This is a genomic window from Stenotrophomonas sp. ZAC14D1_NAIMI4_1 (assembly GCF_003086775.1).
Classification (GTDB): domain Bacteria; phylum Pseudomonadota; class Gammaproteobacteria; order Xanthomonadales; family Xanthomonadaceae; genus Stenotrophomonas.
This window is the reverse complement of record NZ_CP026001.1, coordinates 936,014-958,901: the sequence shown is the minus strand read 5'-3', so window position 1 is coordinate 958,901 and position 22,888 is coordinate 936,014. Positions and strand designations below refer to the sequence as shown.

Genomic DNA, 22,888 nt, shown 5'->3' with positions numbered 1-22,888 from the left:
GCGCCGGCATGGATCAGTTGTCTTCCAGTTCCATGTTGATGGCCAGCGAGCGGATTTCCTTCACGAGGACGTTGAAGGATTCCGGCATGCCCGCGACCATCTCGTGCTCACCGTCGACGATGTTCTTGTACATCTGGTTGCGGCCCTGCACGTCATCGGACTTCACCGTCAGCATTTCCTGCAGGGTGTAGGCCGCGCCGTAGGCTTCCAGCGCCCAGACTTCCATTTCACCGAAGCGCTGGCCGCCGAACTGCGCCTTGCCGCCCAGCGGCTGCTGGGTGACGAGCGAGTACGGACCGGTCGAACGGGCGTGCATCTTGTCGTCGACCAGGTGGTTCAGCTTCAGGTAGTGCATGTAACCCACGGTGGTGTGGCGATCGAACGCTTCACCGGTGCGGCCGTCATACAGCTGGGTCTGGCCACTGCTCGGCAGGTCGGCCAGTTCCAGCATGCGCTTGATTTCCGCTTCGGTGGCGCCGTCGAACACCGGGGTAGCCATCGGCACGCCGTCGGTGAGGTTACGGGCCAGGCGCAGCAGTTCCTCGTCGCTGAACTGCGACAGGTCGACACGGTTGGCCACGTTGGTGTCGTCGTGGTTGTAGATGTCGTCCAGGAACTTGCGCAGGTCGGCAACCGCAGCCTGGGCTTCCATCATCGCCTGGATCTTGCGACCCAGGCCCTTGGCTGCCCAGCCCAGGTGCACTTCCAGGATCTGGCCGATGTTCATGCGCGACGGCACGCCCAGCGGGTTCAGCACGATGTCCACGGTTTCACCCGAGGCCATGTAGGGCATGTCCTCGACCGGCACCACGTTGGAGACCACACCCTTGTTGCCGTGGCGGCCTGCCATCTTGTCGCCCGGCTGGATGCGGCGCTTCACGGCCAGGAAGACCTTGACCATCTTCAGCACGCCCGGGGCGAGGTCGTCGCCGGCGGTGATCTTGCCGCGCTTGTCGGCGAAGCGACGCTCGAATTCCTTCTCGTGCGCCTGGATCTGCTTCTGTGCGCGCTCGATGGCTTCCGAAGCGTCCTCGTCCTTCATGCGCAGGGCGAACCAGTCAGCCTTCTTCAGACCGTCCAGGTAAGCGTCGGAGATGACGTCGCCCTTCTTCAGGCCGGCACCACCGTTGACCACCTTGCCCACGATCTGCGAACGCAGACGCATGTAGATGGCGGCTTCCAGGATGCGGAACTGGTCGTCGAAGTCCTTCTTGACGCGCTTGATTTCAGACTCTTCGATCTGGCGGGCGCGCTTGTCCTTCTCGATGCCGTCGCGGGTGAAGACCTGCACGTCGATGACGGTGCCGTCCATGCCCGGCGGAACGCGCAGCGAGCTGTCCTTAACGTCCGAAGCCTTCTCGCCGAAGATCGCGCGCAGCAGCTTCTCTTCCGGGGTCAGCTGGCTTTCGCCCTTCGGGGTGACCTTGCCGACCATGATGTCGCCGGCACGGACTTCCGCACCGATGTACACCACGCCGCTTTCGTCCAGGCGGTTCAGCGCCTGCTCGGAAACGTTCGGGATGTCGGCGGAGATTTCCTCCGGCCCCAGCTTGGTGTCACGCGCGACGCAGGTCAGCTCTTCGATGTGGATCGTGGTGTAGCGATCCTCTTCCACCACGCGCTCGGAGAGCAGGATGGAGTCTTCGAAGTTGTAGCCGTTCCACGGCATGAACGCGATCAGCATGTTCTGGCCCAGGGCCAGTTCGCCGATGTCGGTGGACGGACCGTCGGCCAGCACGTCGCCGCGGGCGATGACGTCACCCACCTGGACCAGCGGGCGCTGGTTGATGCAGGTGTTCTGGTTCGAACGGGTGTACTTGACCAGGTTGTAGATGTCGACGCCGGCGTCGGTGGCACCGACGATTTCTTCCTCGACCACCTTGACCACGATGCGCGCGGCGTCGATCTGCACGATCTCGCCACCACGACGGGCGTTGACGGTCACACCGGAGTCACGCGCCACGGCGCGCTCGATGCCGGTACCGACCAGCGGCTTCTGCGCACGCAGGGTCGGCACGGCCTGACGCTGCATGTTCGCGCCCATCAGTGCGCGGTTTGCGTCATCGTGCTCCAGGAACGGAACCAGCGCGGCCGCGATCGACACGGTCTGCATCGGCGAGACGTCCATGAAGTGGACTTCCGCCGGCGGCTTCAGCAGCGATTCGCCCTGGAAACGGCAAGGAACGAACTGCTCGGTCAGCACGCTGTCGGCATTGGTCAGGGCGTTGGCCTGCGCAATGACGTACTCGTTTTCTTCAATGGCCGACAGGAACTCGACTTCGTCGTACACCTTGCCGTCCACGACCTTGCGGTACGGGGTCTCGAGGAAACCGTACTTGTTGGTGCGGGCGTACACGGCCAGCGAGTTGATCAGGCCGATGTTCGGGCCTTCCGGCGTTTCGATGGTGCAGACGCGGCCGTAATGGGTCGGGTGCACGTCGCGCACTTCGAAGCCGGCGCGCTCACGGGTCAGGCCGCCCGGGCCGAGGGCCGAGACGCGACGCTTGTGGGTCACTTCCGACAGCGGGTTGTTCTGATCCATGAACTGCGACAGCTGCGAGGAGCCGAAGAACTCCTTGATGGCAGCGGCGACCGGCTTGGCGTTGATCAGCTCCTGCGGGGTCAGACCTTCCGACTCGGCCATCGACAGGCGCTCCTTGACCGCGCGCTCGACGCGGACCAGGCCGACGCGGAACACGTTCTCGGCCATTTCGCCGACCGAACGCACGCGACGGTTGCCCAGGTGATCGATGTCATCGACCACGCCGCGACCGTTGCGGATCTCGGTCAGGACCTTGATCACGTCCAGGATGTCGGAGCTGTCGCCGTGGGCGCCGACCAGGCGCTTGGACTCTTCGTCGTTGCGCTCGCCGAAGTACTTGCTGTCATACAGCACGGCTTCGCCGGTGGTTTCCTTGCGGCCCACGCGACGGTTGAACTTCATGCGGCCGACCGCGGACAGGTCGTAGCGCTCGAAGGTGAAGAACAGGTTGTGGAACAGGTTCTGCGCGGCATCCTTGGTCGGCGGCTCGCCCGGACGCATCATGCGGTAGATTTCGACCAGGGCTTCCAGCTGGGTCTTGGTCGGATCGATGCGCAGGGTGTTGGACAGGTACGGGCCACGATCCAGGTCGTTCACCCACAGGGTGCCCACCGCATCGACGCCGGCCTTGCGGAAGTTCTGCAGCTGCTCGTCGCTGATCTCGTCGTTGGCCTGGGCCAGCAGTTCGCCGGTCGAGGCATCGACCACGTCGTGCGACAGGATGCGGCCGACGATGTAGTCGTCCGGCACGGCCAGGGCAGCGATGCCCGAGGCTTCCAGCTGCTTGATGTGGCGCGCGGTGATGCGCTTGCCGGCTTCCACGATGACCTTGTCGCCGTCGGCGAGGTCGAAGCCCAGGGTTTCGCCACGCAGGCGCTCCGGCACCAGCTCCAGCTGGACGCCTTCATCCGGGTTGATGTGGAAGGTGTTGATCTCGAAGAACTCGGCCAGCATCTCTTCGTTGCTGTAGCCAAGCGCGCGCAGCAGGATCGACACCGGCAGCTTGCGGCGACGGTCGATACGGGTGAACAGCGCGTCCTTCGGGTCGAACTCGAAGTCCAGCCAGGAACCGCGGTAAGGAATGATGCGGGCGCTGTACAGCAGCTTGCCCGAGCTGTGGGTCTTGCCACGGTCGTGGTCGAAGAACACGCCCGGCGAACGGTGCAGCTGCGAGACGATGACGCGCTCGGTGCCGTTGACGATGAAGGTGCCGTTCTCGGTCATCAGCGGGATTTCGCCCAGATAGACCTCCTGCTCCTTCACGTACTTGATGGCCTTGGTCGACGACTCGCGGTCGTAGATGACCAGGCGCACGGTCACGCGCAGCGGCGCGCCGTAGCTCATGCCACGCTGACGGCACTCACGCTCGTCGAAGACCGGCTCGCCCAGCTTGTAGCCGACGTATTCCAGGGCGGCATTGCCGCTGTAGCTGGCGATCGGGAAGACCGACTTCAGCGCAGCGTGCAGGCCGTAATCGGCGCGCTTGGCCGGATCGATGTTTTCCTGCAGGAAATCACGGTAGGAATCCACCTGGATGGCCAGCAGGAACGGCACTTCGAGGATCGAGCGCTGCTTGCCGAAATCCTTGCGGATACGCTTTTTTTCGGTGAACGAATAGGACGTCATGAGGTCTTCCACCTGTTTGTGCGGGTCGTGCGCCCACGACCCGAAGGGAACTTGAAATTGTCAGTTGGAAGTCGCTGGTATTGCCGGCACCAGCACGCCTTCTCTTGCTACTTCCAACTGCCAACTCGTCTGCATCTACTGCCCTGCCGCCGCGCGAGGCGCTGGCTGGCGAGGTTGTGACCGCAGCCCGTGTTGGGCTTTTTCTGCTTTTGAACCGGTAGAGTCGACTGTTAGTCGACTTCCTTCACAGCAGTCGACTAACAGTCGACTCTACAACACCGCAACAACGACCAAAGGCCGGGGGCTTACGCCCCCAGCCTTGGCTGCATCGCCGTGAATCGATGACGATGCAAGGGAAGTGCTTACTTGACTTCGACAGTCGCGCCAGCAGCTTCCAGGTCCTTCTTCATCTTCTCGGCTTCGTCCTTCGAAGCGTTGTCCTTCAGAACGCCGCCGGCTTCGGCCAGGTCCTTCGCTTCCTTCAGGCCCAGGCCGGTGATGGCGCGGACGGCCTTGATGACTTCGACCTTCTTGTCGCCAGCGGTCTTCAGGGTGACGACGAATTCGGTCTGCTCTTCAACAACGGCAGCCGGGCCAGCCACAGCAGCGGCGACCGGAGCAGCGGCGGAGACGCCGAACTTCTCTTCGATGGCCTTGACCAGCTCCATCACTTCCATCAGGGACTTCTCGGCGATGGCGTCGACGATCTGTTCGTTGGTAAGGGACATGATAATTACCTTTGGATGATTTTCTGGGATGAGGTTCCGCAAGGAACCACTAAATAGTCGAAACTCAGGCGGTCTCGGCGGCCGGTTCAGCAGCTTCAGCGGCTTCGCCACCGTTCTGCTTGTCACCGATAGCCTTGATGGCGCGGGCGAACATCGTGACCGGCTCGGCCAGGACGCGTGCCAGCATTGCCAGGGCCTGGTCGCGGGTCGGCAGCGATGCCAGAACCTCGACGTGGCTCGCCGGGAACACTTCACCACCGATGGCGACGACCTTAGCCTTCAGCTTGTCGTTGCCCTTGGCGGCTTCCTTGATCAGGCGACCGGCTGCGCCGGGCTCCTCGAGCGAGAACGCGTACAGCAGCGGACCAACCATCTGGTCCTGTGCGACTGCGAACTCGGTGCCTTCAACGGCACGCGAAGCCAGGGTGTTCTTGACAACCTTCAAGAAAACACCGGTTTCACGAGCCTGCTTGCGCATCGCGGTCATCTGGGCGACCGTGGTGCCAGCGTATTCGGCTGCGATCAAGGAGTGGGCCTTGGCGGCGACGTCTGCCAGCTCGGCGACTACTTCTTGCTTCTGGGACAGATTGAGAGCCATTGCACTCCTCCAATTGAACTCCGCTTACGGCTCCTGCCGTGTGCGGTCCTGTGCGGCATCCGTCCTGGACGCCGGGAACATCGGAATGATGTTCCGGGGGTGGGCCGTTCCAGACCTGGAGTGCAATCGGGGAAGATCCCAGACGTGCGTGAACCAGAAAAACTCCAGAAGGGCACCATCTACGCAGGTTGATTCCGAAGAATCGATTAAGCGGTCATTGCTGCTCCGGCGGCGACTCCCTGCCATATCGAGCTTCCGTGCCCGTCGCCGGTATTGCCACGACCGCGCCTGCGGTCTTTGACGGCTACCACCAGCGATGTACGGCTGGCGATGCCTTCAAATGTCACGGTCACGGTGCCCGAGGGTACCGTGACCGCTTGAAACAATTACTTCAGGGTCAGCGACGACTGGTCGACGGTGACGCCCGGGCCCATCGTCGAGCTGACCGAAACCTTCTGCAGGTAGGTGCCCTTCGAGGTGGCCGGCTTGGCCTTGATCAGGTCCAGCAGCAGCGCGGTCAGGTTCGACTTCAGCGCGTCTTCGGCGAAGTCGGCCTTGCCGATGGTGCAGTGGATGATACCGGCCTTGTCGGTGCGGTAACGGACCTGGCCCGACTTGGCGTTCTTCACGGCTTCACCCGGGTTCGGGGAAACGGTGCCGACCTTCGGGTTCGGCATCAGGCCGCGCGGGCCCAGCACGGTGCCCAGCTTACCGACGACGCGCATGGCGTCCGGGGTCGCGATGACGACGTCGTAGTTCAGATCGCCGGCCTGCATCTTCTCGGCCAGGTCGTCCATACCGACGGCTTCGGCGCCAGCGGCCAGGGCTTCGTCAGCCTTGGCACCGGCCGGAGCGAAGACAGCGACGCGGACCGACTTGCCGGTACCCGCCGGCAGCACGGTGGAGCCACGGACCTGCTGGTCGGACTTCTTCGCATCGACGCCCAGGCGCACAGCAACGTCGATCGACTCGACGAACTTGGCCTTGGTGGCGGTCTTCAGGATGTTGATCGCGTCTTCGAAGGCGTACGACTTGCCCGGGACAACGGCGGCCTTGATGGCCTTTTCGCGCTTGTTCTGTGCCATCTGATTAACCCTCCACCACGAGGCCCATGGAACGGGCAGAGCCAGCGATGGTACGCACGGCGGCGTCCAGATCGGCGGCAGTCAGATCCGGTTCCTTCGCCTTGGCGATCTCTTCCAGCTGCTTACGGGTGACCTTGCCGACCTTCTCGGTGTTCGGGCGCTTGGAGCCCGACGAGATGCCAGCGGCCTTCTTCAGCAGGGTGGTGGCCGGGGTGCTCTTGGTGATGAAGGTGAACGTACGGTCCGAGTAGGCCGTGATGATCACCGGAACCGGCAGACCCGGCTCGAGCTTCTGCGTGGCAGCGTTGAACGCCTTGCAGAATTCCATGATGTTCAGGCCGCGCTGACCCAGCGCAGGACCGACCGGCGGCGAGGGGTTGGCCTGACCGGCCTTCACCTGCAGCTTGATGTAACCGACAACTTTCTTTGCCATGAGTATGCTCTCCGGGTGCTAGCGCCTTGCGACAACAGGCTCCCCATCGGACCGGGAATCACGCGTCCCGGCATCGCGTTTTGAAATCATGCTGACGGCCACCTTGCGGCGGCCTCGTCCTGCTGGCTTCCCAGCGGGGAGCCGCGCACTATAACAGGTTTTTTCTTCACATGCCTGAAGCAGCACGTAAACGAATGAAACCGGGCTGAGCCCGGTTCCTGGTTCCGTAGCGTCGAGCTTGCTCGACTGATCTGCAAAGTCGAGCAAGCTCGACTCTACCGACAGGTCAGACGGCCTTTTCGACCTGGCCGAACTCGAGCTCGACCGGAGTGGCACGACCGAAGATCAGCACCGAGACGCGCAGACGGCTCTTCTCGTAGTTGACTTCTTCGACGACGCCATTGAAATCGTTGAACGGGCCGTCGGTGACGCGAACCATCTGGCCCGGCTCGAACAGCACCTTCGGACGCGGCTTCTCGACACCTTCCTGAACGCGATTCAGGATGGCTTCGGCCTCGGAATCGGCGATCGGCAGCGGACGATCGGCGGTGCCGCCGATGAAGCCCATGACGCGCGGGGTTTCCTTGACCAGGTGCCAGCTTTCGTTGTCGATGCGCGGGATGCCGGCTTCTTCGTGGGTCTCGATCTGGACCAGCACGTAACCCGGGAAGAACTTGCGCTCGGAACGACGCTTCTGGCCGGCACGCATCTCGACCACTTCTTCGGTCGGGACCAGGACATCGCCGAAGCGCTCTTCCATGCCATCACGGACGATGCGATCACGCAGGGCCTGCGCAACCGACTTCTCGAAGCCCGAATAGGCGTGAACGACGTACCAACGCTTCATGCAAATCTCCTTAGCGGGTCAGGAACAGCTGGACCAGCCGCTGAATGACGTAATCGAATCCACCCAGCAGCAAGCTGAGGATGATCACCACAACCATCACGACCCAGGTCATGCGGGTGGCTTCCTGGCGCGTCGGCCAGACCACCTTGCGCAGCTCGAAGCGCGACTCGGAGAGGAATTCGCGGGTATCACGACCCTTGCCGGTCAGCAGGAACACGCCGATACCACCGGCCAGACCCACGACGACGGCCAACGCACGCAGCTGACCCGTCCACGCGCCCAGCTGGGCAGCGCGACCAGAGTCAGCGGAGAACCAGAACCAGACGAACAGACCAGCCAGCACCAGCAGGGTGGCGAGGGCGTACTTGACGATATCCCCACCCTGGGTGGAGGTGTCCTTGGAGTGTTCGATCTTGCTATTCATCAGGCTATGTCTGCTTTAGCGGCCGAACCGCTGGATAAGGTGGGCAGATGGCACGCCAGGAGGGACTCGAACCCCCAACCTGCGGTTTTGGAGACCGCTGCTCTGCCAATTGAGCTACTGGCGTACAGATTGAAACTTGCCTTCCCTTAGACGGCGAAGGCGGACCGAGGTTCCCGGCCCGCCACTCGCGCGACCGGCAGCGCTATGCAACCGCCGGCTTTGCAGGCTTACTCGATGATGGTGGAGACCACACCGGCGCCGACAGTACGGCCACCTTCGCGGATTGCGAAGCGCAGGCCGGCGTCCATTGCGACCGGGTTGATCAGGGTGACAACCATCTTGATGTTGTCGCCCGGCATCACCATCTCGACGCCTTCCGGCAGCTCAACCGCACCGGTGATGTCGGTGGTACGGAAGTAGAACTGCGGACGGTAGCCCTTGAAGAACGGGGTGTGACGGCCGCCCTCGTCCTTCGACAGCACGTAGACTTCGGCGTCGAACTTGGTGTGCGGCTTGATCGAACCCGGCTTGGCCAGAACCTGGCCACGCTCGACGTCGTCACGCTTGGTGCCGCGCAGCAGCAGACCGGCGTTGTCACCTGCCTGACCCTGGTCCAGCAGCTTGCGGAACATTTCGACGCCGGTCACGGTGGTCTTCTGCACCGGACGGATGCCGACGATTTCGATTTCTTCGCCGACCTTGATCACGCCGCGCTCGATACGACCGGTCACCACGGTGCCGCGGCCCGAGATCGAGAACACGTCTTCCACCGGCATCAGGAACGGCTTGTCGACGTCACGCTCCGGGGTCGGGATCCAGCTGTCGAGAGCTTCGACCAGCTTGATCACGGCCGGCACGCCGATGTCGCTCTGGTCGCCTTCCAGCGCCAGGCGGGCCGAACCCGAGATGATCGGGGTGTCGTCGCCCGGGAAGTCGTACTTGCTCAGCAGCTCGCGGACTTCCATTTCGACCAGTTCCAGCAGCTCGGCATCGTCAACCATGTCGGCCTTGTTCAGGAACACGACGATGTACGGCACGCCGACCTGACGCGACAGCAGGATGTGCTCGCGGGTCTGCGGCATCGGGCCGTCAGCGGCCGAGCACACCAGGATCGCGCCGTCCATCTGGGCGGCACCGGTGATCATGTTCTTGACGTAGTCAGCGTGGCCCGGGCAATCGACGTGGGCGTAGTGACGGGTGGTGGATTCGTATTCGACGTGCGCGGTCGAGATCGTGATACCACGAGCCTTCTCTTCCGGAGCGGCGTCAATGGCCGAGTAGTCCTTGAACTCGCCACCGAAACGCTCGGCACCGATCTTGGTCAGTGCGGCGGTCAGCGTGGTCTTGCCGTGGTCGACGTGACCGATGGTGCCGACGTTGACGTGCGGCTTGGTGCGCTCGAACTTACCCTTGGCCATGGCTGCTTATCTCGAATTCGTCTGGTGTGGTGCTTAAGATGGTGCTCACAAAAGGAATCGAACCTTCGACCTCTTCCTTACCAAGGAAGTGCTCTACCGACTGAGCTATGTGAGCGAGTTTTGCATTATGGCATGAACTCGATAATATTCAAAGTTCATTCAATGGAGCGGGAGACGGGAATCGAACCCGCACCATCAGCTTGGAAGGCTGAGGTTCTACCATTGAACTACTCCCGCACCGGGAATGTGCCACAACGTGAATCTGGTGGAGGGAGGTGGATTCGAACCACCGAAGGCGTAAGCCAGCAGATTTACAGTCTGCCCCCGTTGGCCGCTTGGGTATCCCTCCTTACCACCCCATCCCGTTGCCGCCGAAGCGTTGCGGTGTGTGGTGGTGAGCCGCTTATTCTGCTGATGGGACGGGGGGCTGTCAACGCTTTTTTCCATTTTTTTCACACGTTGTCGCAAACCCATTGATACGCAACGTTATTGCCCTGGCAGCACCAGGGTCTCGTTGGCGAAAATTGCGACATGGGGTACGCCGTCGGCGCCGATCCAGCCCCGATACATGCCCTGCGTGTTGAACGGCGTGGCTGCTTTTCCGTCTGCGGACAGCACGATCGCCCCACCGTCGCCCCCCATCTTCGGGATGGTGTCGTTGATGACGCCCTTGCCAGCCTGCTCCGGCGTCTGTCCCTGGTAGCGCATGCGCGCGCAGATCTCGTGCGCGGCCGCGGTGCGGATGTAGTACTCGCCCCAACCGGTGCCCGACACCGCGCAACGCGCATCGGCCCAGGTACCGGCACCAATGATCGGCGAATCACCCACGCGCCCGTAGCGCTTGTTGGTCATGCCGCCGGTGGACGTGCCGGCCGCAAGATGGCCCTGCGCATCCAGTGCGACCGCACCGACGGTACCGAAGTGCTTTGCCGTCTCCAGATCGGCATGGGCCTGGCCGCTGGCCTCTTCCTTGAGCGCGCGCTGCAGCTGCTGCCAGCGCTTGTCGGTGCGGAAGTACGAGGGATCGACCAGGCTGACACCCTGCTCCACCGCGAATGCCTCGGCGCCCTGCCCGACCATCATCACGTGCGGCGATTTCTGCATGACCCGCTGCGCCAGCTGGATCGGGTTGCGCACGCGCTGCACGCCGGCCACCGCGCCGGCCGCCTGGGTGGCGCCATCCATCAGCGCGGCATCCAGTTCGTTGCGGCCGTCATGGGTGAATACCGCACCCTTGCCGGCATTGAAGGTCGGATCGTCCTCGAGCACGCTGATCGCGGCGGTCACTGCGGCCAGCGCGGGACGGCCGGCAGCCAGTTCGGCGTGGCCTTTCAACAGTGCAGCCTGAAGCGCGGCGCGCGCAGCCTTCTCTTCGGCCGGCGACAGATCCTTGCGCTCGACCCCTGCCCCGCCATGGATGACCAGCAGCGGTGAAGTGGACGGCGCTGCCTGCGCGAGCAGGGGCAGGGACAGCAGGGCGGACAGCGCCAGGCGCAGTTTCATCGGGTACGTCTCCAGGGAAATGGTTCGGTAGCGCCGGGCCATGCCCGGCGGAAGGTGCTTCGCGGCAAGGCCGCCGGCCCGCGGCCGGCACTACCGGCGGATGACTTCGATCTCGCCGTCGGTGATGTCGGCCATGGCCTGGTAGTCGACGTCGGCCTGGAAGTCATCCAGGCGCAGACGGCCCCCACTGGCGACCACGGTCACCGGCACCGCGTGGAACTGCAGCGGCTCGCCCTCCACCAGGCGGTCGGCGTCGCGGCCGGGACTGACCACCCAGACCTTGCCTTTGCCATCGGCGCTGTAGACCTGGGCCTGGCCGTCGGGCTCCACGCACAGGGCCGTGTCCTCGTCCACACCGATGCCGACCATGTCCGGATCACCACTCTCGCGGGCGGCGCGGGCAACGAACACGATCAGGCGGCCGAGGCGGTCGCGCTTGTCGAAGTGGGTGTCGGTGACCACGCGCTGCAGGTAGGGCATGTGCAGGAAGCCGCTGTCGAGGGTCACCGCACTGCCCATCGGGTCGGCCAGCGCGCCGGCCGAGGTGATGCTGCCGCCGTCCAGCGCGCCATAGGCATAGCCGCCGAGGATCGCCAGGCCGGCACTGGTGCCGGCAATCGGCTTGCCGGCCCGCACGTGTGCATTGAGGGCGCGATTGAGCGCCGTGCCCTTCCAGAAGCGGATGTAGCGCGACTGGTCGCCGCCGGCAATGAAGATGGCATCGGCGGCGGCCACCACGCGCAGCACCGCCGGATCGTCGGCACCGCGGCGGTTGTCGAACACCAGGGTCTGCACGGCGGTGGTACCGCCGATGTCGCGGTACAGGCGCTCCTGCAGTTCGTCGCGGCCCGATGCGCGCAGGATCAGCACGCGGCCGTTGCCGGCCTGGCGCAGCCACCACTGGAAGGCTTCGGGTACCCACTCGCCGCCCCCCATCAGCATCATCGCCGGCGCGCGCGGGCCGGGCCGGGGTGCATCCAGGTCGCCAATCTCGTAATAATCGAAGCCGGGGGACTGCAGGTCGCGGGGGTCCTGTGCTGATGCCAGCGGGGCCATCAGGGCCAGCACCATCCCCAGCAAGAGGCTTGAGCAGACGCGGCGGACAAGGGCGCTCATGGTTGATCTCCCTGAACAGAATCGGCTTGCAATCGTTTTCACTCTTTGCCAGATGAAAGACCTGTAGTCAAGAGCGTAAAAAAGGCGTTAAATGCGCGCGCCCATTCCGGATTGTGAATGGGGGACAGGGCCCCTCCTCTGCGGGCCGGCTTCATTCCCGAGATATTTCTCATGCGTAGACAGGCGATGGCGTGGTCGATCCAGCTGGCGTTGATGGGTGTTGCTGCCTCGGCAGCGGCCCAGAGCCCCGGCTCCTCTTCGGTGCAGCAACTTGATGCAGTCCAGGTAACCGGTTCGCGCATCCCGCGCGCGCAGGTGGAAGGCCCGGCACCGATCACGGTGATCAATGCCGAGGAGATCCGCTCCAGCGGCTTCACCACGGTGCCTGACGTGCTGCGTGCGATGACCCAGAACGGCGGCGAGACCCAGAGCCAGCAATCCTCCAGCGGCGCCGACTTCTCGCCGGGCGCACAGCAGGTCGACCTGCGCGGGCTGGGCCCGAACCACACCCTGGTGCTGGTCAACGGCCGCCGCATCGCCGATTTCCCGATGCCCTTCCAGGGCCGCAGCAACTTCACCGACGTGTCCAACATCCCGCTGGGCATGATCGACCGCATCGAAGTGCTGACCGGCAGCGCGTCGGCCATCTACGGCTCGGATGCGATCGCCGGCGTGGTCAACTTCATCCTGAAGAAGAAGGCCGACGGCACCACGGTCGACGTGCGCATGGGCACCACCAGCGAAGGCGGCGGCGAGTCGTTCGACATGAGCCTGTCCAGCGGCTTCAGCAAGGGCAACTTCAATGCGGTCTACAGCGTGGAGCTGCAGTCGCAGACGCCGCTGTGGGCCTACGAGCGCGACATCCAGGATTCGACCCAGGACGGGCCGACCGAAGGCTCGCGCATCGCGCGCCGCGCCTACCTGCGCACCGACTACAACGATGACTACCTGGACCCGGGCGCGGCCACCTGCGAAGCGCTGGCCGGGCAGAACCAGGGCAGCACCTACCATGCCTTCCGCCCGCGCTATGGCTACTACTGCGGCAGTGATGCGTCGATCGGCTACGGCACCATCCTCAGCAAGCGCCGCGGTGCCAACGGCTACGCCTCGCTGAGCTATGACTTCGACAACGGCCAGCAGTGGTTTGCCGACGTGCAGATGGGCTACCACACGCTGGCGCTGATGCGCGACGTCACTTCGTGGGGACGCATGGCGGCCGACGGCGACGAGTCGGGCTACTTCAACAACGAGGCCACCGGCGAGATCGAATTCTGGCAGCGCCAGTTCTCGCCCGAGGAAATGGGGGGCCTGCGCAACGCCATGGTGCGCAGCACGCAGAAGACCTTCAGCGTGACCACCGGCTTCAAGGGCAACCTGGCGGGCAACTGGGACTACGAAGCGGCGCTGAGCCATTCGCAGTACCAGTCGCGGATCAGCTGGCCGCAGATCATTGCCGCCAAGGCCAACGACCTGTTCCTGGGGCCGCAGCTGGGCGAGGACGATGATGGCTTCCCGATCTACAACGCCGACCCGTCGCGCCTGTACCGGCCGCTGACCCGCGCCGAGTACGAGTCGATCGCCGCGCGCACGACCTACACGCCGAAATCGCGCACCGAGACGGCCGCCCTCACCCTGACCAACGGCTCGCTGTTCGCGCTGCCCGGCGGCGACGCCGGTTTCGCCGCGACGGTGGAAGTGGGCCAGCAGGCCTATGCACTGAATCCCGACCCGCTGGCGACCGAGTACTACTACTACAGCTGGAAGGATTCGGACGGCAAGGGTTCGCGCAACCGCTGGGCGACCGCCGCCGAGCTGCGCCTGCCGCTGCACGACACGCTGAACCTGAGCGTGGCCGGCCGCTACGACCAGTACCGCTACTCGGGCCACACCATCGGCAAGGCGACCTGGAGCGGCGGCCTGGAATGGCGACCCGTGGACAGCCTGCTGGTGCGCGGCTCCTACGGCACCGCCTTCCGCGCGCCGGACCTGCACTACGTGTTCGCCGGCCCGGGCAACGACGAGACCACGGCAGAAGATCTGTACAGCTGCCGTGCCGACGACGCCGATGACTGCTCCGACTACGAGCGCAACGTGATCCGCAGCCGCAGCGGCAACCGCGAACTCGACCCGGAGACCAGCACCTCGTGGAGCGCAGGCTTCGTCTGGTCGCCGGCCGCCGGCCTGGACCTGTCGGTGGACTGGTTCGACATCGACATGCGCAAGCAGGTGCAGGACATGGACGTGCGCACGATCCTGGCCAGCGAAGCGAACTGCCGCCTGGGCGACGCCGACATCACCTCGCCCACCTGCGTGGACGCGCTGGCAAGGGTGACCCGCACTGCCGACGGCCGCCTGTACGGCGTGTACGTGAACCCGATCAACGTGGCGCGCGAGTCGACCTCGGGCATCGACGTGGGCCTGCGTTACCGCCTGCAGACCGGCGCTGGCGACTTCATCTTCAATGGCACCCATACGTGGGTGAAGAAGCATGATTTCCAGCGCTACCCGGGTGACCCCATCGAAGACCAGTTCGCGGTGAACAGCGCCTTCGACATCCCGCGCACCAAGACCAGCGTCAGCGTGACCTGGGAGAAGGACGCGTGGTCGGCGACCGTGTACGGCTCGCGCCTGGGCAAGCTGCCGAACTCGGACAGCTACGACCAGGTGTTCGACGAGGACAGCGGCGACAGCCCGTACATCAAGGCCACCTACCGCTACAACGCCTCGGTGCAGTACCGCTTCGACGACCACTCGCGCCTGTCGCTGTCGGTGGTCAACGTGTTCAACAAGATGCCGCCGAAGGACGCCACGTATACGGCCTACCCGTACTACGACGTGTCCTGGTTCGACAGCGTCGGCCGCACGATCAACCTGCAGTACACCCACAAGTTCGGCGGCAGCGCGCTGTAAGCGCAGGCGGCTCCGCAGCACGTGGACGACAGGGCCCGCCATTGGCGGGCCTTGTTGTCTGGGAACCTGGCTTTGGTAGATGCCCACCTTGGTGGGCACTGCTTTGCCGCGCGCCCACCAAGGTGGGCGACTACCAGAGCATAAGAAGCGATGGGAACCTGGCTCTGCGCGCCCGCCGGGTTTTCCACACGACGCGTGGAAAGCGATGGGAACTTGATGTGGACAAGTGGCCGCGAGCATTGCACCGCAGGCGTTTCCAGGCTTGGTGATTTTTTATCCACGCCTCCGGTTGTTTTCCACACCGTGCGTGGAAAGCGATGGGAACTTGATGTGGACAAGTGGGTGCGAGCGTTATGCCGCAGGCGTTTCCCAGCGTGGTGAAATTTTGTCCACGGCCGCGCGGGCCAGCTTCTGTAGAGCCGAGCCCATGCTCGGCTTCGGCGGGCATCAGCCGAGCATGGGCTCGGCGCTACAGTGGCAGGCTGGGTTTTCCACACCCCGCGTGGAAAGCGGTGGGGGTTTGGTGTGGACAAGTGCGTGCGAACATTGCGCTGCAGGCGTTTCGAAGCGTGGTCATTTTTTGTCCAACGCAGAAACCGATGCCGGAAACGCGAACGCCCCGCTCGAGGCGGGGCGCCCGGGGTCGATCCGTTGCCGCTGGATCAGACGTTGAAGCGGAAGTGCAGCACGTCGCCTTCCTGCACGCGGTATTCCTTGCCTTCCAGGCGCAGGCGACCGGCTTCCTTGGCACCTGCTTCGCCCTTGTACTTGATGAAGTCGTCATACGCGATGGTTTCGGCGCGGATGAAGCCCTTCTCGAAGTCGGTGTGGATGACCGCGGCGGCCTGCGGGGCGGTGGCGCCCTTGCGCACGGTCCACGCACGGACTTCCTTCACGCCAGCGGTGAAGTAGGTCTGCAGGCCCAGCAGGCTGTAGGCCGCATTGATCACGCGGTTCAGGCCCGGCTCGCTCAGGCCCAGGTCGGCCAGGAAGGTGTCGCGGTCTTCGTCGTCAAGCTGGGACAGCTCTTCTTCGATCGCGGCCGACACCGGCACCACCTGCGCGCCTTCGGCGGCGGCGTGGGCGCGCACGGCGTCCAGGTGCGGGTTGTTCTCGAAGCCGTCTTCCAGCACGTTGGCGATGTACATCACCGGCTTCAGGGTCAGCAGGAACAGGTCACGGACCAGCGCCTTTTCTTCCTCGTCCAGGCCAACCGAACGACCGGACTTGCCGTCGGCCAGGGCAGCCTGCAGCTTGGCCAGCACCGGCTTGCGCGCGGCCGCTTCCTTGTCGCCACCCTTGGCGGCGCGCTCGGCACGGTTCAGGGCCTTCTCGACGCTGTCCAGGTCGGCCAGGGCCAGCTCGGTATCGATGGTTTCGATGTCCGAGATCGGGTCGACCTTGTTGTTGACGTGGATGACGTCGGCATTCTCGAAGCAACGCACCACGTGGGTGATCGCATCGACTTCGCGGATGTGCGCCAGGAACTTGTTGCCCAGGCCTTCGCCGCTGGCTGCACCGGCCACCAGGCCGGCGATGTCGACGAACTCAACCGCGGTCGGGATGACCTTCTGCGGGTTGATGATCGCCGCCAGCTCACCCAGGCGCGGGTCCGGCACCGGCACGATGCCGACGTTCGGTTCGATGGTGCAGAACGGGAAGTTTGCCGCGGCGATGCCCGCCTTGGTCAGCGCGTTGAACAGGGTCGACTTGCCGACGTTGGGCAGGCCGACGATGCCGCATTTGATACCCATGGTGACAGCTCTCTGGGGTGAAAGTGATTGGGGAAACAGCGGCGTGGTCGCCGTTTTTCCAATCATTCTCCGTACCGACCAACGGTCGGTACCTACCGGTTATTTCGGGGTGTGCAGCCGCTTCATTGCTTCGTTGAAATCGCCCTGCACCGCCAGCGGCAGCACGTCGATGGCATCGTCGATGGCGCGTGCGATGAGCACGTCATCGTCCTTGGAGGGACGACCGAGCACCCAGCCCACTACGCGGTCCTTGTGGCCGGGATGGCCGATGCCCACGCGCAGGCGATGGAACTTGCCGTGCCCCAGCAGGCGCATGGTGTCGCGCAGGCCATTCTGGCCGCCATGGCCACCGTCGAACTTCAGCCGTACCGCACCGGGCGGCAGGTCCAGTTCGTCGTGTGCCAGCAGCGTTTCCTCCGGCTCGATCTTCCAGAACCGCTGCGCGGCGGTGACCGACTTGCCGCTGAGGTTCATGAAGGTGGCCGGCTTCAGCAGCCAGACGGTCTGCCCGGCGATCTCGACCTTGGCGGTCTCGCCGAACAGCTTGCTGTCCACGTTCCAGCGTGCACCGGCTTTTTCAGCCAGGGCCTCAACGAAATGAAACCCGGCATTGTGCCGGGTCCGGGCGTGTTCCGATCCGGGATTGCCCAGACCGACGATCAGTCGCAGTCCTGCCATGGTTCCTTCCAGAACGGTGCCTGCCCGGAAGCAGGCACCGCCACTGTATTACTCGGCAGCCGGTGCTTCAGCGTCGGCAGCGTCTTCCTTGCCGTGCTTGGCGGTGACGATGGCGTCGTCGTGGTCCTTGCCCAGCGCCAGGGCCGGGATTTCCACGCCCTTCGGCAGCTTGATGTTGGACAGGTACACCACGTCGCCAGCGTTCAGGCCGCCCAGGTCGACTTCGATCGACTCCGGCAGGTCCTTCGGCAGGCAGCTGATGGTCACTTCCTTCAGTTCGTGGGTGACCACGACGTCGGCAGCCTTGCCGGCCGGCGAGGTGTCTTCGTTGATGAAGTGCAGCGGGACCGAAGCGGTCAGGGCTTCGTTCTCGTTCACGCGCTGGAAGTCCAGGTGCATGATCAGCTGCTTGTACGGGTGGCGCTGCATGTCACGCAGCAGGACCTTCTGCACCTGGCCGTCCAGGTTCAGGTCCAGGATGGAGGCATAGAACCACTCGTTCTGCTGGGCCAGCCAGATTTCGTTGTGGTCCAGGCTGATGGCGACCGGCTCGGCGTTGCCGCCGTACACGATGGCCGGGATCACACCAGCGTGACGCAGGCGGCGGCTCGCACCCTTACGCTGCAGTTCACGCTTGGTGACCTTGATTTCATGGGTCTTCGACATTTTCGACTACTCAGGTTGTTGCCGCGCCTTGCGGCGTGGCGGTTGAAGATGCTTCCGCGACCAGAAGCACCCGGGGTGTGTCCCCGCCGTTTCCGGCAGGGACGAAAATCAATCGACGTACAGCGAGCTGACCGACTCGCCGAAGGCGATGCGGCGCATCGTTTCGGCCAGCATTTCCGCCACGCTCAGCTGGCGGATCTTGCTGCACACCCGCGCCGCGTCCTTCAGCGGGATGGTATCGGTCACCACCAGTTCGTCGAGCTGGGAATTGGTGATGTTGTCCACCGCCGGGCCCGACAGCACCGCGTGGGTGCAGTAGGCGGCGACCTTGAGCGCACCGCGCGCCTTGAGGGCAGCGGCAGCGGCGCACAGGGTGCCGGCGGTATCGACGATGTCATCGACCATGACGCAGGTCTTGCCTTCGACGTCACCGATGATGTTCATCACGGTGGAGACGTTGGCGCGCGGGCGGCGCTTGTCGATGATCGCCAGGTCGGCGTCATCCAGGCGCTTGGCCACCGCACGGGCGCGGACCACGCCGCCCACGTCCGGCGAAACGACGATCAGGTTCTCGGTGCCGTAGGCGCGCCAGATGTCGGCCAGCAGCAGCGGGGACGCATACACGTTGTCCACCGGGATATCGAAGAAGCCCTGGATCTGGTCGGCGTGCAGGTCGACGGTCAGCACGCGATCAGCGCCAGCGGTGCTGAACATCTTGGCCGCCAGCTTGGCGGTGATCGGCACGCGCGAGGAACGCATGCGGCGATCCTGGCGCGAGTAGCCGAAGTACGGCACCACGGCGGTCACGCTGGCCACCGATGCGCGCTTGAGCGCGTCGATCAGCACCAGCAGTTCCATCAGGTTCTCCGCGCTCGGCGCCGAGGTCGGCTGGATCACGAAGACGTCCTGCTTGCGGACGTTCTCTTCGATCTCGACCTGCACTTCACCGTCGGAGAAGTGCGAGACCAGCGCCTTGCCCGGGCGGACTCCCAGTTCCTTGCAGATGTTCTGCGCCAGACGTTTGTTGGCGTTGCCGGAAAAGACCAGCAGGTTCGGGGACTCTTGCATCATGATTGTCTCGGGCGGGGACGAGTGGCGGGGATCCGGTAGCGGCAAGGACCGCTGCGGCCCCTGCTGCTTACAACACCGCGACTGTTTCCACGTCCCGCGCAGTGATGCGCTGGATGGCGCGGACGCAGCCGCATTGGCAGGGGCGGGAGGATTCGAACCTCCGAATGCCAGGATCAAAACCTGGTGCCTTGGGCCTCTTGGCGACGCCCCTGCATTGATGAATCAGTGTTGCTCGAGTGCATCCAGCAGTGGCGAACGTGCAACGCCCGCGGCCACCCTTGCCCGCAACTCCTTCGGCAATTCCGCTCGCCCCTGCTCTGCGGCAGCCTGCGAATCGAACTCGACGAAACAACCACTTCCGGACCCGGTCAAACGTGCCTGGCCTATGCTGCTCAACGCGGCAAGCACCGCCTCTACGGCAGGCTCGCGACGGCGCAGCACCGGCTCGAACACGTTTCCGACCAGAGCGCCGGAAGCGAAGTCGCCTATTTTCGCCTTTGGGCAGTCGCGCGTCAAATCCGGGTCAGCGAACAGGGCCGGGGTCGGCACATGAACGCCCGGCTCGACGATGACGTACCAGGCCGGCGCCAGCGTGACCGGCTGCAGCCGCTCGCCCACGCCCTCGGCCCAGGCGTTGTGGCCGCGCACGAAGACCGGCACATCGGCGCCCAGGCGCAGGCCCAGCGCCGCCAGCGCGTCCTCGTCCAGGCCGGCCTGCCAGAGCCGGTTCAGGACCACCAGCACGGTGGCAGCGTCGGACGAGCCGCCACCGAAGCCACCACCCGCCGGAACGCGCTTTTCAACGATGATGTCAGCACCTTGGCCGACATTGGCAACGCTTTTAAGAAGCGAAGCCGCACGCACGGCGAGGTCGTCGGCTTCGGCAACGCCAGCCAGGCCGTCGCCCTGCCGCCGCACCTGGCCATCGGCGCGCAGGCGCAGGCCGATCCGGTCGCCCCAGTCCAGCAGGCGGAACACGGTCTGCAGCTCGTGGTAGCCATCGGCGCGACGGCCGGTGATGTGCAGGAACAGGTTCAGCTTGGCCGGGGCCGGCCACCAGGACCAGCCATCGGCGTCAATCTGCGCGGTCATGGCGCGTCGGTGCCCCACTGGTCGACCAGCAGGCGCACCTTGGCGTCCTCGCGGCTGGCCTCGATCCGCCGCGGCAGCGCCGGGCTTCCTTCCTGGGCCGGGTACCAGTCCAGGTACTGGATCAGCCAGCCGGCCTGCTGCATGCGCCGCGGGCGGCCCTCGGCATCCCGCTCCACGCTGCTTTCGCCGGACCCGCGCAGCACCAGGCCACGGGTCCAGTCGGACAGTTCATTGACCGGGATATCCCAGCCGGTGGCATCGAGCAGCAGCTGGCGCGCGTCATCGCCGGCGCGGGGGCCATCGCCCAGCCCGTCCAGGCGCGCCCCGCCCTGCACCGAATCACCCTGCAGGGTCCAGCTCTGGCGGGTGACCGGCGCACTCAGCTGGATGCGGTACTCGCTGCCCTGCTGGACCCAATCGATGCGGCCGCTGCCCCCGTTCTTTCCTTTGCTGACCGCGACGCGGCCCTGGAAGCTGTAATCGGGCTGGGCGCGCAGGGCCTGCACGCGGGCTTCCTCGGCGCGCTCGGCGGCCGGCGACACGGTGTAGACCACGTCCGGGGCCGGCGTCTTCTGCGTGCCCACGCTGGTACAGGCGCTCACCGCCAGGGTCACGGCCACCAGCAGCAGCGGCCGGATCATGGAAACACTCATGGATTGAATTTCTCGCGGGCGCGCAGCAGCGCGCGGTTTTCAGGGTCGAGCTTGGCCGCCTCCTCGAAGAAGTGGCGGGCCTCGTCGTGCTTGCCGAGCACCCACAGCACCTCGCCCACGTGGGCGGCGATCTCAGGGTCGCGGGACAGGGTCCAGGCCCGGCGCAGCTGCACCAGGGCTTCCTCGTTGCGGCCCAGGCGATACAGCACCCAGCCGTAGCTGTCGACGATGGCCGGGTTGTCCGGCTCGGCCACCCGCGCGCGGTCGATCAGTTCCAGGGCTTCCTGGTAGCGCTTGGTGCGGTCGGCCAGGGTGTAGCCCAGCGCGTTCAGCGCCGGCACGTTCTCCGGGTCGGTCACCAGCACCTTGCGCAGGTCGGCCTCGGCGCGGGCGATGTCGTCCCGGCGTTCCCAGGCCAGTGCACGGGCGTACAGCAGGGCGTTCTCGTCCGGGTAGGCGGCCAGGCCCCGGGCCAGCGCGTCCAGTTCGCCGGGCAGGTCATTGGCACGCTGGCGCAGCTCGGCTTCCAGCAGGTAGGCGTCGCGGCGCACGTCGTCATCCACGCTGGCATCGGACTGGATGGCGTGCACCTCGTCCAGCGCCAGCGACTGGCGGCCGGCCAGGCCCTGCGCATTGGCCGCGCGCAGGCGCGCCTCGCTCAGTTCGTCGCCGCCGGGAACGCTGTGGTACCAGTTGACCGCCTCGGGGTAGCGCTTGAGGTACTCGGCAATCTTGCCCAGCAGCAGGCGCTGCGCCGGATCAGGCTTGGCGGCCTGGCGCGACAGCTCGTTGTAGAGGCCCGACAGCGCCGCGGTGTCACCCTGCTTGGCCAGCAGCGAGGCACGCATGCCCCAGGTCTGCACGTTCTGCGGGCCCACGGCCAGCACCCGCTCGGCGGCGGCCGGCTGGCCCAGGCTGTCATAGGCGATGGCCACGGCGTTGCGCAGCTCGGGGTCCTGCCGGGTCTTCGGCTCAACGCCCTGCAACAGGGCCAGCGCCTGCGCGGTCTGACCGGCCTGCTGCAGCTGGCTGGCGCGCAGCAGGGCCACCCGCGGCTCGTCCGGGAAGCGCTTGACCACTTCGTCGATCATGCGCCGGGCCAGCTCGGGCTTTTCCATGCGCAGGGCCAGCCGGCCGAATTCCTGCCAGGCCTCGATCTTCGGCGGAATGGCGTTGGCATCGACCAGTTCGCCCAGCACCTGCGCCGGCACGGCCGGGTCGCGGCCACCGCCGATCAGGGCGGCCAGCGCGAACTTCCAGGCCGTTTCGTCGGGGTCGGCCAGCAGCGCCTGCAATTCGGTACGCGCGGCCTTCACGTTGCCCTGGCGCATCGCCAGTGCACCGGCGGCGCTGCGCATGGACAGCGAGCTGGGGGCGCGCTTCTCCCACAGGGCCAGGCCCTTGGCGGCGCTGGCGTCATCGTTGGCCAGCATGGAGATGCGGGTGGCCCGTTCGGCCAGCCCGGCATCGCCGGCGGTCTGCTCGGCCGCCTGCAGGTACCAGTGCGCGGCATCGGCCAGCTTGCCGGCCTGCAGGGCGAATTCACCGGCCATCACCGGTTCCAGGGCCAGTTCTTCGCTGGCCGGGACCCGCGCGGGGGCCTTGGCCGGCGCCGCCGCCAGCACCTGGCTGCAGGCCAGGGACAGCAGCAGAACACTGGGGATGCGAATCAATGCGGGCATCGTCGGCATCGGGGCCTTAAAATGTCGTCCAATGGCCAGCAGCTTATCGCAAGCAACTGAAC

The 22,888-nt window shown here is 65.1% G+C and carries 18 protein-coding genes and 5 tRNA genes; 1 reads left to right on the top strand and 22 read right to left on the bottom strand.

The annotated features are described in order from the left end of the window. Positions 1 to 13 precede the first annotated feature (13 nt). The 14 genes from rpoB to C1927_RS04250 form a co-directional block, all read right to left on the bottom strand. Complete coding sequence (gene rpoB, locus C1927_RS04320; protein WP_079220749.1) at positions 14 to 4,168, bottom strand: DNA-directed RNA polymerase subunit beta; 4,155 nt, start codon at positions 4,166 to 4,168, stop codon at positions 14 to 16. A 362-nt stretch (positions 4,169 to 4,530) separates the two neighbouring features. After that, the gene (rplL, locus tag C1927_RS04315) at positions 4,531 to 4,896 is read right to left on the bottom strand and encodes a 50S ribosomal protein L7/L12 (RefSeq protein WP_025879347.1); all 366 of its coding nucleotides are present in this window, start codon (positions 4,894 to 4,896) and stop codon (positions 4,531 to 4,533) included. Positions 4,897 to 4,960: 64 nt separating this feature from the next. Next, on the bottom strand, positions 4,961 to 5,494 hold the full coding sequence (gene rplJ, locus C1927_RS04310; RefSeq protein ID WP_079220748.1) for a 50S ribosomal protein L10: 534 nt from the start codon (positions 5,492 to 5,494) through the stop codon (positions 4,961 to 4,963). A 386-nt stretch (positions 5,495 to 5,880) separates the two neighbouring features. Next, positions 5,881 to 6,579, bottom strand: coding sequence for a 50S ribosomal protein L1 (rplA, locus tag C1927_RS04300; RefSeq protein WP_079220747.1), 699 nt, complete (start codon positions 6,577 to 6,579; stop codon positions 5,881 to 5,883). Positions 6,580 to 6,583: 4 nt separating this feature from the next. Then, positions 6,584 to 7,012: a 50S ribosomal protein L11 gene (gene rplK / locus C1927_RS04295; RefSeq protein WP_004145248.1), complete on the bottom strand. Its 429-nt coding sequence runs from the start codon at positions 7,010 to 7,012 to the stop codon at positions 6,584 to 6,586. Between the two features lie 286 nt (positions 7,013 to 7,298). Then, positions 7,299 to 7,859: a transcription termination/antitermination protein NusG gene (gene nusG / locus C1927_RS04290; RefSeq protein WP_004154362.1), complete on the bottom strand. Its 561-nt coding sequence runs from the start codon at positions 7,857 to 7,859 to the stop codon at positions 7,299 to 7,301. Positions 7,860 to 7,869: 10 nt separating this feature from the next. Beyond that, a complete protein-coding gene (gene secE / locus C1927_RS04285; RefSeq protein ID WP_079220746.1) occupies positions 7,870 to 8,283 on the bottom strand; it encodes a preprotein translocase subunit SecE in 414 nt (137 codons plus the stop codon). 48 nt (positions 8,284 to 8,331) lie between these two features. After that, positions 8,332 to 8,407, bottom strand: a tRNA-Trp gene (locus C1927_RS04280). A 103-nt stretch (positions 8,408 to 8,510) separates the two neighbouring features. Further along, positions 8,511 to 9,701 carry an elongation factor Tu gene (gene tuf / locus C1927_RS04275; protein ID WP_108746020.1) on the bottom strand — a complete coding sequence of 397 codons (1,191 nt, stop codon included), beginning with the start codon at positions 9,699 to 9,701 and terminating at the stop codon, positions 8,511 to 8,513. 39 nt (positions 9,702 to 9,740) lie between these two features. Then, positions 9,741 to 9,816 (bottom strand) — tRNA-Thr (locus C1927_RS04270). Between the two features lie 48 nt (positions 9,817 to 9,864). Next, a tRNA-Gly gene (locus C1927_RS04265) sits at positions 9,865 to 9,938 on the bottom strand. 26 nt (positions 9,939 to 9,964) lie between these two features. Further along, positions 9,965 to 10,050 (bottom strand) — tRNA-Tyr (locus tag C1927_RS04260). A 137-nt stretch (positions 10,051 to 10,187) separates the two neighbouring features. Further along, positions 10,188 to 11,204, bottom strand: coding sequence for an isoaspartyl peptidase/L-asparaginase (locus C1927_RS04255; RefSeq protein ID WP_079220744.1), 1,017 nt, complete (start codon positions 11,202 to 11,204; stop codon positions 10,188 to 10,190). 90 nt (positions 11,205 to 11,294) lie between these two features. Beyond that, positions 11,295 to 12,275, bottom strand: a complete 981-nt coding sequence (locus tag C1927_RS04250) for a cyanophycinase (RefSeq protein ID WP_254051580.1) — start codon at positions 12,273 to 12,275, stop codon at positions 11,295 to 11,297. A gap of 216 nt (positions 12,276 to 12,491) precedes the next feature. Here C1927_RS04250 and C1927_RS04245 point away from each other — a divergent pair, with 216 nt between their 5' ends. Next, on the top strand, positions 12,492 to 15,230 hold the full coding sequence (locus C1927_RS04245; protein WP_108746018.1) for a TonB-dependent receptor: 2,739 nt from the start codon (positions 12,492 to 12,494) through the stop codon (positions 15,228 to 15,230). Between the two features lie 662 nt (positions 15,231 to 15,892). Here C1927_RS04245 and ychF read toward each other — a convergent pair. The 8 genes from ychF to C1927_RS04205 all read right to left on the bottom strand — a co-directional run bounded on the left by ychF (position 15,893) and on the right by C1927_RS04205 (position 22,826). Further along, positions 15,893 to 16,984: a redox-regulated ATPase YchF gene (gene ychF, locus C1927_RS04240; RefSeq protein ID WP_079220741.1), complete on the bottom strand. Its 1,092-nt coding sequence runs from the start codon at positions 16,982 to 16,984 to the stop codon at positions 15,893 to 15,895. 99 nt (positions 16,985 to 17,083) lie between these two features. Continuing rightward, the gene (pth, locus tag C1927_RS04235) at positions 17,084 to 17,662 is read right to left on the bottom strand and encodes an aminoacyl-tRNA hydrolase (RefSeq protein WP_079220740.1); all 579 of its coding nucleotides are present in this window, start codon (positions 17,660 to 17,662) and stop codon (positions 17,084 to 17,086) included. A gap of 48 nt (positions 17,663 to 17,710) precedes the next feature. After that, the gene (locus C1927_RS04230) at positions 17,711 to 18,328 is read right to left on the bottom strand and encodes a 50S ribosomal protein L25/general stress protein Ctc (protein WP_108746017.1); all 618 of its coding nucleotides are present in this window, start codon (positions 18,326 to 18,328) and stop codon (positions 17,711 to 17,713) included. Between the two features lie 108 nt (positions 18,329 to 18,436). Further along, entirely contained in the window at positions 18,437 to 19,396 is a 960-nt protein-coding gene (locus C1927_RS04225; RefSeq protein WP_025879147.1) for a ribose-phosphate diphosphokinase, read from the bottom strand. 137 nt (positions 19,397 to 19,533) lie between these two features. After that, a tRNA-Gln gene (locus tag C1927_RS04220) sits at positions 19,534 to 19,610 on the bottom strand. Between the two features lie 11 nt (positions 19,611 to 19,621). After that, a complete protein-coding gene (gene ispE, locus C1927_RS04215; RefSeq protein ID WP_108746016.1) occupies positions 19,622 to 20,491 on the bottom strand; it encodes a 4-(cytidine 5'-diphospho)-2-C-methyl-D-erythritol kinase in 870 nt (289 codons plus the stop codon). Then, on the bottom strand, positions 20,488 to 21,144 hold the full coding sequence (gene lolB / locus C1927_RS04210; protein ID WP_079220737.1) for a lipoprotein insertase outer membrane protein LolB: 657 nt from the start codon (positions 21,142 to 21,144) through the stop codon (positions 20,488 to 20,490). Before lolB ends, ispE begins: the two co-directional genes overlap by 4 nt. Beyond that, a complete protein-coding gene (locus C1927_RS04205; protein WP_174208668.1) occupies positions 21,141 to 22,826 on the bottom strand; it encodes a tetratricopeptide repeat protein in 1,686 nt (561 codons plus the stop codon). Before C1927_RS04205 ends, lolB begins: the two co-directional genes overlap by 4 nt. Positions 22,827 to 22,888 lie beyond the last annotated feature (62 nt).

Bases quoted from the DNA above. Each gene is read 5' to 3' on its own strand.
- rpoB (WP_079220749.1), bottom strand. From the start codon at position 4,168: ATGACGTCCTATTCGTTCACCGAAAAAAAGCGTATCCGCAAGGATTTC.
- rplL (WP_025879347.1), bottom strand. From the start codon at position 4,896: ATGTCCCTTACCAACGAACAGATCGTCGACGCCATCGCCGAGAAGTCC.
- rplJ (WP_079220748.1), bottom strand. From the start codon at position 5,494: ATGGCTCTCAATCTGTCCCAGAAGCAAGAAGTAGTCGCCGAGCTGGCA.
- rplA (WP_079220747.1), bottom strand. From the start codon at position 6,579: ATGGCACAGAACAAGCGCGAAAAGGCCATCAAGGCCGCCGTTGTCCCG.
- rplK (WP_004145248.1), bottom strand. From the start codon at position 7,012: ATGGCAAAGAAAGTTGTCGGTTACATCAAGCTGCAGGTGAAGGCCGGT.
- nusG (WP_004154362.1), bottom strand. From the start codon at position 7,859: ATGAAGCGTTGGTACGTCGTTCACGCCTATTCGGGCTTCGAGAAGTCG.
- secE (WP_079220746.1), bottom strand. From the start codon at position 8,283: ATGAATAGCAAGATCGAACACTCCAAGGACACCTCCACCCAGGGTGGG.
- tuf (WP_108746020.1), bottom strand. From the start codon at position 9,701: ATGGCCAAGGGTAAGTTCGAGCGCACCAAGCCGCACGTCAACGTCGGC.
- C1927_RS04255 (WP_079220744.1), bottom strand. From the start codon at position 11,204: ATGAAACTGCGCCTGGCGCTGTCCGCCCTGCTGTCCCTGCCCCTGCTC.
- C1927_RS04250 (WP_254051580.1), bottom strand. From the start codon at position 12,275: ATGGTGCTGGCCCTGATGGCCCCGCTGGCATCAGCACAGGACCCCCGC.
- C1927_RS04245 (WP_108746018.1), top strand. From the start codon at position 12,492: ATGCGTAGACAGGCGATGGCGTGGTCGATCCAGCTGGCGTTGATGGGT.
- ychF (WP_079220741.1), bottom strand. From the start codon at position 16,984: ATGGGTATCAAATGCGGCATCGTCGGCCTGCCCAACGTCGGCAAGTCG.
- pth (WP_079220740.1), bottom strand. From the start codon at position 17,662: ATGGCAGGACTGCGACTGATCGTCGGTCTGGGCAATCCCGGATCGGAA.
- C1927_RS04230 (WP_108746017.1), bottom strand. From the start codon at position 18,328: ATGTCGAAGACCCATGAAATCAAGGTCACCAAGCGTGAACTGCAGCGT.
- C1927_RS04225 (WP_025879147.1), bottom strand. From the start codon at position 19,396: ATGCAAGAGTCCCCGAACCTGCTGGTCTTTTCCGGCAACGCCAACAAA.
- ispE (WP_108746016.1), bottom strand. From the start codon at position 20,491: ATGACCGCGCAGATTGACGCCGATGGCTGGTCCTGGTGGCCGGCCCCG.
- lolB (WP_079220737.1), bottom strand. From the start codon at position 21,144: ATGAGTGTTTCCATGATCCGGCCGCTGCTGCTGGTGGCCGTGACCCTG.
- C1927_RS04205 (WP_174208668.1), bottom strand. From the start codon at position 22,826: ATGCCCGCATTGATTCGCATCCCCAGTGTTCTGCTGCTGTCCCTGGCC.